The sequence below is a fragment of the Variovorax sp. P4_D9 genome, assembly GCF_056401695.1.
This window is the reverse complement of sequence record NZ_JBFUIU010000414.1, coordinates 1-8,028: the sequence shown is the minus strand read 5'-3', so window position 1 is coordinate 8,028 and position 8,028 is coordinate 1. Positions and strand designations below refer to the sequence as shown.

9 protein-coding genes are annotated in these 8,028 nt (G+C 63.5%); 7 read left to right on the top strand and 2 right to left on the bottom strand.

Features of this window, described 5'->3' with window-relative positions; translation table 11 throughout:
• Positions 1-310: hypothetical protein (locus AC1DY5_RS33270; RefSeq protein WP_478118446.1), on the top strand; the 310-nt coding region annotated here is incomplete at its 5' end.
• A 639-nt stretch (positions 311-949) separates the two neighbouring features.
• Positions 950-1,474: a glycine zipper domain-containing protein gene (locus AC1DY5_RS33265; protein WP_478118445.1), complete on the top strand. Its 525-nt coding sequence runs from the start codon at positions 950-952 to the stop codon at positions 1,472-1,474.
• Between the two features lie 600 nt (positions 1,475-2,074).
• On the opposite strand, the gene AC1DY5_RS33260 is transcribed toward AC1DY5_RS33265, so the two are convergent.
• Both AC1DY5_RS33260 and AC1DY5_RS33255 read right to left on the bottom strand, forming a co-directional pair.
• Positions 2,075-2,974: a hypothetical protein gene (locus AC1DY5_RS33260; RefSeq protein ID WP_478118443.1), complete on the bottom strand. Its 900-nt coding sequence runs from the start codon at positions 2,972-2,974 to the stop codon at positions 2,075-2,077.
• 159 nt (positions 2,975-3,133) lie between these two features.
• A complete protein-coding gene (locus AC1DY5_RS33255) occupies positions 3,134-4,330 on the bottom strand; it encodes an acyltransferase family protein (protein WP_478118451.1) in 1,197 nt (398 codons plus the stop codon).
• 428 nt (positions 4,331-4,758) lie between these two features.
• Here AC1DY5_RS33255 and AC1DY5_RS33250 point away from each other — a divergent pair, with 428 nt between their 5' ends.
• The 5 genes from AC1DY5_RS33250 to AC1DY5_RS33230 all read left to right on the top strand — a co-directional run.
• A complete protein-coding gene (locus tag AC1DY5_RS33250; RefSeq protein ID WP_478118442.1) occupies positions 4,759-5,784 on the top strand; it encodes a low affinity iron permease family protein in 1,026 nt (341 codons plus the stop codon).
• A gap of 261 nt (positions 5,785-6,045) precedes the next feature.
• Complete coding sequence (locus tag AC1DY5_RS33245; RefSeq protein WP_478118450.1) at positions 6,046-6,843, top strand: tRNA-uridine aminocarboxypropyltransferase; 798 nt, start codon at positions 6,046-6,048, stop codon at positions 6,841-6,843.
• 57 nt (positions 6,844-6,900) lie between these two features.
• The gene (locus AC1DY5_RS33240; RefSeq protein ID WP_478118448.1) at positions 6,901-7,473 is read left to right on the top strand and encodes a CheR family methyltransferase; all 573 of its coding nucleotides are present in this window, start codon (positions 6,901-6,903) and stop codon (positions 7,471-7,473) included.
• Positions 7,467-7,805: a hypothetical protein gene (locus AC1DY5_RS33235; RefSeq protein WP_478118440.1), complete on the top strand. Its 339-nt coding sequence runs from the start codon at positions 7,467-7,469 to the stop codon at positions 7,803-7,805. The genes AC1DY5_RS33240 and AC1DY5_RS33235 overlap by 7 nt, the downstream gene beginning before the upstream one ends.
• Positions 7,802-8,028: hypothetical protein (locus tag AC1DY5_RS33230; RefSeq protein ID WP_478118438.1), on the top strand; the 227-nt coding region annotated here is incomplete at its 3' end. The genes AC1DY5_RS33235 and AC1DY5_RS33230, both read left to right, overlap by 4 nt.

Sequence of the window (8,028 nt, the reverse complement as noted above, 5' to 3'; positions counted from 1 at the left end):
TCTTTATGTCGCGGGCGTACCAGTTCGCGCAGGAGCCCGAGTCGCAAGTCAGGATGCAGTCGTCGGACAGTCGGCTGACAGCTCCCAGAACACGCGCTGCGGATTCACCGGCACGGCGCTCATCATGACCCGCGCTTCGAGCACCTTCGAACCAGCGGACGATGCCTTCCTCAATGCCGGCGCGCCAGCGCATCGTTGTTGCTTCTGCTTCAGCAACGTCAGCGCCGCGGCACTCGCCCTGCCCCTGCCGAACGAAGTGACGAAGAAACACTCGATGACTCGCCCATCCGGCGATGTCAGCACCGCATAGCCCCCGGTGCCGCCGGTGGCCGTCGAATGCCTACGGCGCCTCCGCTGCCTCCCCAGCCTCCCCGTCGTCATCCGCCTCACCAGCCGCTACCGCCCACGCCGAGGCGGATCTCCACAGCGGGCGGATCGCTGTAAGTGCCGGCGAAATGCTGACCGTCGATAGTCGCTTGGATCGGCCCGCTCATTGCGCGTTCCAAGTCCCGCATGGCTGCGCCCCTCCTCCAGCAATCGCAGGTTCCCCGAGCGTCCGGCGAACAGAGAAACGGCCGCCGCGGCAAAGCACAGGCGTTTCCATCCCGTCGGGGGCCGCAGGCTCGATGAAGATGGGACCGGCACATCGCCAGGTCTCCTTCGACACCCGCCGCGTCGTCGTAGGAATGAATCGCGGGACCCACGGCCTAGCGTCCACGGGCTTGCCAGAATGGCACGTTCGACGCCTTCCATCGCAGGCCGGCACAAATGAAAGCCACGCGCTGGCCGGCGGGGTGCCCCATCGAACCGCCCATCGCTAGCGAGTTGTAGGTGCGCGCTGGCAGAGCCCGCATCAAAACACCGTCGCGAAGTAAGGCGCATTGGTGCTGGAGGCGATCTGGCGCAACGTTCACTGTAGGACCTCCTCTATACGTCAAGGAGACACTCAATGGCTGATGATCGAATCGATACCCGTGTGCCCGTTGAGGCAGAGTCGCATCCCGCCGCGACAGGAGTCGGAGCCGTGGTCGGCGGCGTTGCCGGTGGCGTGGCTGGCGGCGCGGCCGCCGGCGCGGCGGTTGGTGGAATGACCGGACCCGTGGGCGCGGCCGTTGGCGCAGCAATTGGCGCCGTCGCCGGGGCTCTTGTCGGCAACCGTGTCGCGAAGGCTGACCCCGTTGCGGAGGACGCTTACTGGCGCGACAACTACGCCGGGCGCCCCTATGTGGAGGCAGGATCAAGCTACGATGACTATTCCCCCGCCTATCGCTATGGCGTGGATGCTTATTCGCGCTTTCCGGACCGCCAGTTCGACGAGATGGAACCGGAACTGAGCCGAAACTGGAGCACCGCCCATGGACGCTCTTCGCTGGAGTGGGATCGTGCCAAGCACGCGTCTCGCGACGCGTGGCAGCGCCTGAGCGACACAGTGGAGCGCGCGATACCAGGCGACTCCGACCACGACGGCCGCTGAGGGGCGGATCAGAGGCGACTCGCCTCGCTCGGCAAGGTTCAGCCCCTCATCGCGTCAAAAGCTGGACTTTGCTGATCTTGGCTCCTTGCAGGGAGACCCCGCCTCCACCCCACATTCGTCAGCGCAGATCCGACCACAGACTGTTGGATCGTGTTGGTGTCGATGTAGCCGGTGACGCCCAGGGTCGCGTATGGCAGCGGCCGACATCTGCACGCGACTGCTCGGACCCACCGCGCATGGGCCTGCATCGCCATACGCTCGAAGGCGCTGCCCTCAAGGGCTCCGAGATGAGCTTCCCGTCGGTCAAGCGCTTCGTTCGGGACTGATGCGGGTCCGGCCGGCGGAGTCGTCACTTCGGTGGTCGACCAGGCGAAGATTGAAAAACGCTGGCAGGCTCGACGACTTCCCACTCGCCAGGCTGCCCCTCGCGAAGCTCGGAATCGCTCCTGACTGCGATGGGCCGCTTGGTCATGAGAAGGCTCCTGACTGAATGTCCAGAAATGCTACCCAACGCGCACGGCATTCGCGCGAATTTCCGCGATGCCAGCATGCATTGCTGTCGCCGGCTGGTTCGGCAATACAGCACAGACTTCATCGCGTTCAAGGCGGCTGCGCGCGCGCGCCCTGACCGGGCGGGAGATGAATCAGGGTGAGCGCGAGCCAGCGTATCTCATGTGCTCCGGCACTCTGGATCAGGCGGAGACTCTCCAACTCCTGCACGAACTCCCGCAATCGGTCGACCACCTCTTGCGAGAAGGCAACGCGTTGCCTCGTGCCCCCCCGGATAGCGCGGAGCGCGTCTTCCGGGGCCGAAGCCTTGCGCCCGGCGCGAGTCGCCCAGTAGAGCCGGACCAGCAACTGCGCGTGGGCAATGGTGAGCGTCCTCTTGGCCGGGCCGAGGAGAGTGCCCAGTGCCGATGAGAATGCGGCAACGCTTGAATCCGACCAGCCTCTGGCGGCACGGACCGCATCGAGCAGCGTTCCGACCAGCGCCCAACTGGGCAAGCGCACCCACCGCGGCTGCACGTCGCTCGCGACCTCCAAGGTCGCCAGGCGGACGGCGGCTGCCAGATCTCCCCTGATGTATTCGGCCACGCCCAGTACTGGCGACCAAGGGTAGATCTCATTGCAAAACGCGATGATTTCGCTTTGCGTCTTTCGGCCAGTCGCAAGCGCCTCCAGCACCGCACGAAAGGCCAACTGCTCGTCCTTCGTGGGTGCCCACCGCCCTTCGCCTGGCAAAAGGCTTTCTACCTTGGGCGCAAGGTCATCCAGCACGCCTCGCCGCAGCGCCCAGAGCATCCGTCTCCCACTCGAAGGCAGGAGAGCGTGGGGATGAAAGGAGTTCCAGATCACCACCTGGCTCGCAGGGCTAAGCTGGGCCATCCCGGCATCGAAGGCGGACTGACAGGAAGCGACCAACCCGATGTACTCGCGCACGGTCAGGCGGCGCTCGCCTCGCAAGAAGGCGCGCTCGGAAGCAGGCGCTTCGCTGACCATTGCTCGGTACCCCAGTGCCTGAGATCACTAAGTTTCGCACCAACGACCAAATCGTGGTGCTGCATTCCTCCCCCTGGGGACGCCCCGGATCCCTTCAACCTGCAAGAAATCGTGACTGGCGTGACAAGCGCAACCCGGCTTGCGCCATGAACTTCTCGGTCAGGAAAAGGGTGCCATCCGTGGGTGATCCACACTTGACCGTTCTGGCGTCTGGATTCCATCTACCGCCGCCCCGGCTTTCCCGAGCACATGGGCCTTGAGGAATCGGTCGACCGCCAGCATTGATGCGCGCTCGCCGAACTCGAAGACCCAGGCGATGGATACAGCCAGAGCAGCGCAGAGCGCTCCGATGGCGATGAATGCGAGCTTGCCCCCGCGGTCACGGAGTTCGACTTGCACAATCAGCCAGGACATCGGAAAGATGAGCACCCACAGATGCGTGAGGTAGAGCGAGAACGACAATTTTCCGAGAAGCAGCGAGAGCGACGCCGAAAAGAACCTTCGCATCCAGTTGCTGGCGTAGACCGACAGAACGATCAGTGCGCATAGGCTCATCGCGATCGGCCAAGGCAGCGCGTTGGCCCCACGCCAGCCTACCAGCGCGAGTATCGCGATGACCAGCAGCAAGGCTGCGGGCTGGATCCGCGGCACCGCTCGCAGGCGATCCAGCCAACCTGCGGACCGGGCATATGCCAGCCCCATCCCGAACAGGAAAAGGAAGAAGAACGAGTTCAACGCCAGCAGCGCGACGGCTGCGACACCCAGCACCGCAATCGGGTACCTGAGCGAACGCCAGACGTAGCAAAACAGGAAGACGATGAACGAGCCGATGAGCTCGTAGCTCATGGTCCACAGAAAGGGGTTGTACGAGTGCTCGGGTGTGTGCGCTGCGTAGACGCCGTAAAGAACATACTTCAAGAGGCGATAGATCGATGTGTCGACCTGCAGCATCAGGCCGAGCCACTCCTCGTTTCGAAGCACGATGGACGCTTCGCGGTGATGGTCGAGGCCGAGTGTCAGGATGACCCATACGCCGAAGCACGAAAGGAAGATCGGAATCGTCAGCCGCAGATAGCGCTTCACCGCCAGACGGTCGATGGCGCGGGGGTCATTGTGCCTGAAGAACTGACTGCTCAGCGCATCGCCTGAAAGAATGAAAAAGATGAAGACTGCGTACTGCCCGTTGAGCAAGGCGTAGCTGAGCGGCGAAAGAATTTCGGGTACGACGCCCCCGAGCATTTGCACGAAGACGTGATACAGGACCACCGCCAACGCGGCCCAGCCGCGAAGGCCATCGAGTTCCAGATTTCTATTGCGAGGCAGCTGAAGGCGAAGGGTGGACGATAAAGTGCTCATTGATTGGGTTCTGGGCTTCGCCCGAGAAGCGCGCCGATCCGCCGATTCCCGAAGAGGCACCGGTGACGACCGCGAGTGGGCGGATCGTGAGGTCGGTCGCCATTGGCGTGCGACCTCGCGCTCAGTGCTTCATCGAACTGGGCAGTATCGCAAAACACGCCGGTTCAGCGGGTTCGCGGAAGAGTTTGGCTTTCATACACCTCCTTCGCAGTTTCCATCAACGGCGGCGACTTGGGAGAACCTACATACCACGCGGTGCGCAGGTCATGGGCCGTGCTCCGATTCCAACGTGGGAACGCTCCTACTTCATAGCTATCTCACCGCCGACACCGCCTCGCTCCCGGAATCGAAAGCCTCTCGCCTTTCCCAGCTGCAGGATGGCGACATCCTCAAGAACGAGTTCATGGCGAATTGAAGATGGAGGTCGCATGCCCCCGATCAGCGAGCAAGCGGATGACGCGTTGGGATCCATGCCGACGACCAACACGTCGGCCTATGCCAATCATTCGGTCATCCTGACCGCCTTTGACCGCTTTGCATCACGGGTGACTCGGTGGGCGGGCTCACCGGTCGCGTTTGCGCTTGCCTTGGCCTCCGTTGCCCTCTGGGCCGCATTGGGGCGCTATTTCGACTACTCGGAGAACTGGCAGCTCGTCATCAACACGGGCATCACCATCGTCACGTTCTTGATGGTGTTCATGATTCAGCAGAGCCAGAACAAGGACAGCATCGCATTGCACTTGAAGCTCAACGAGTTGCTGGCCGCGAGCAAGCAGGCCAGCAATCGCATGATCAGCATCGAAGACCTGGACGAGCAGGACCTGCGAGACGTCGTGGAGTTCTACGTCCGCCTGGCGGCGCGTGCCAAGCATGGCGGGAAGGGGGAGAAACGCACTCCATCGACGAAGAGGGAATGCCAACCGACAGGCAGCCCGAGGCAGGTCAAACGCCACCGTCCGAGGCCCGGGCGCGTGCCACGGAAGCGGGTTCGCAGACTTCCGTCCCAGGAAACGACATCCCCGCCGACGAACCAGAGCGGCGTCGCCTTGAATTGGCTTCCTGAACATCTGTTTGCGCCATCGCCTGCGCCTGCGCGGCCTGCACCTGAACCTGCATCAGCGGCGCCAGCCCTCGGCGCCCACGGGCCCGACCGGAAGCACCGTCTTGGCCTGGGGCGGGCCGGGTGTGCTTTCGGCCATCGCGCCGACCGACAACGTGGAGAATTCCTTCGTCCCGCTCGATGTGGCGCACATCTACACCCTGTAGCCGAGCCCGGGAACGTCCCTTTTTGCCCGTGCGCAGGCCCGGGGCATGGTCGGGCATGCGGTCACCACCCTGACCGTTGTCGAGGTCACCGGTGGTGGGTGGTGCGCGCTGTGCAGTGGCGCGAGGTGCTGTCGGGTCAGCCAGTGACCAACGCCAGCTTCACCACCACCGGCTCGGCGCTTAAGTGATCCGCGACGTCGCGGCGCCTTTGGCCACGCATAGCCAAGTACGTCCACAAGGTCTTGCACGGCGCCAAAGCAGCCGACCTAGTCTCGCGCTACGGATTGCGCGTGATCGGCCAGCCACTTGATGAATCCGTTGGCGAGGACCCACCGACGGCGGCACGTCGATTCCCAGGGTGCTGGCGGTCTTCATGTTGACGATGAGATCGCGTTGAGGGCACTTTTCGAACGATGAAGTCGGCTGCAGACATGCCCGAGAATGTCCGCATGCCCCACGCCGTCTCCCAACTCCGCGCCGCGCGTCTGGCGCGCAGCGCGAAGCCCTTTCTCGCCCGTGGTGGTTTCAAGCGCGAACGCTGCGCGGACTGCCGGCTGGTACCCAGCCACTGCATGTGTGCCTTTCGCCCGTCGCTGACCACACGCGCAGGGGTGTGCCTGCTCATGGCCGATATTGAGCCGCTCAAGCCAAGCAACACGGGCTGGCTGGTCGCCGACGTGGTGCCCGATACCTTCGCCTTCGGCTGGACACGCACGGAAACCGATCACGCTCTTCTAGACCTGCTGGGGGACCCGCAGTGGCAACCCTATGTGGTGTTTCCGGGGCAGTATGCGGCGCCCGAGCGGGTGGTGCGCACCGTACAGCCGACTGACAGCCTCCTTGGCGATTCCGGCAAACGCCCGCTGTTCATCCTACTGGACGCGACCTGGTCAGAGGCGCGCAAGATGTTTCGAAGAAGCCCTTACCTGGACGGACTGCCGGTGCTAAGTCTGGAGCCTCACCAGATCTCGCGATACAGTCTGCGCCGCTCCGGCCGCGACGACCACTTCTGCACCAGCGAGGTGGCCGCACTGTGCATGAAGCTGGCGGGCGAACGGATTGCCGAGCAAACTCTGGAGGCCTACCTGGCGGTTTTCACCCACCACTACCTGCATGCGAAAAATCAGCAACCCATCGCCTGGGATGGCGCTGCCCACCAGCGCTTGCGCGAGCTGTCTCTCCTGCTACCCGATGGACGAGGTGCAGGCATCGAGACAACTCAGGAGGCCCTCAGGTGCTTTGGGTAGATCCGGGTTTGGTTCTGCCTGCCAACGAAAAGGTCCCGCCGAGCAAACCGCTAAACGCTGATCCAGCGCGCACGTCAGATCTTCGCGACCGACACCGACGAGCGCGCCATCGCAACGGCCCGCCGGGGCATCCACTCGGATGGGATCATCGAAGAGGTCTCTCCCGCGCGACTGCGTCGATTCTTCATCCGGCAGCAGGATCACTACCGTGTCGCGACATCGGTGCGCGAGCCGGTCCTGTTCGCGGTGCACAACCTGCTGCGGGACCCGCCATTCTCGAGACTGGATCTGATCTGCTGCCGCAATCTGCTGATCTATCTCGATCGAAAGGCGCAAGCACGCGCGCTTGAACTGTTCCGCTCTTCGCTCCGCCCGGGCGGGTACCTGTTCCTCGGAACGTCGGAGTCGACCGAGGCCGTCGGCGACTTGTTTGTTCCGATCGACAAGAAGAACCGCATCTTCCGGGTCAATCCGGACTTGCCAACGAGCCGCCACATCCCCTGGTTTCGCCAGCGGATCGAGACCCGCAGGGCGACCGTGTCGCTGGGAGAGCGAAGCGCAGGGAGCTTCCCAGCTTCACCGAACTGCATCAACGCGCGCTCGAGCAGTACGCGCCCCCCAGCGTGCTGATCGACAAGGACTGCACGGTCCTGCATTTGTCGAACGGCGTGGGCCGATTCCTCGAGCGCCCCAGCGGCGAGCCGTCCGACAACCTGCTCGTCAACGTCCGCGAGGATCTGCGGCTGGAGCCGCGCACGGCGCTTTTCAAAGCCGCTCGATCGAAGCGCAGTGTCAAGGCGCGGCTCCCACAGCGAGATCGCGATGGGCGCCAGTGCTATCTCAGCATCATCGTCAAGCCCTTGCCATCGGAATGGGCCGCTTCCGCACTGACGCTGGTCGTCTTCGACGAGGTCGAGGAATGCATGCGACCCGGCGACGGCGAGCCGCCGGACTCTGCTTGATCCGCCAGCTCGAGGACGGGATCTGCCAGCTCAAGCTGCACTTGCAGGACACCATCGAGTCCGCCGAGACTTCGACCCAGGAACTCAAGGGCTCGAACGAGGAGTTGCAGGCAATCAACGAGGAACTGCGCTCGGCGACGGAAGAGCTGGAGACGAGCAAGGAAGAGCTGCAGTCCACGAACGAGGAGCTCGTGACCGTCAACTACGAACTCAAGGTCAAGGT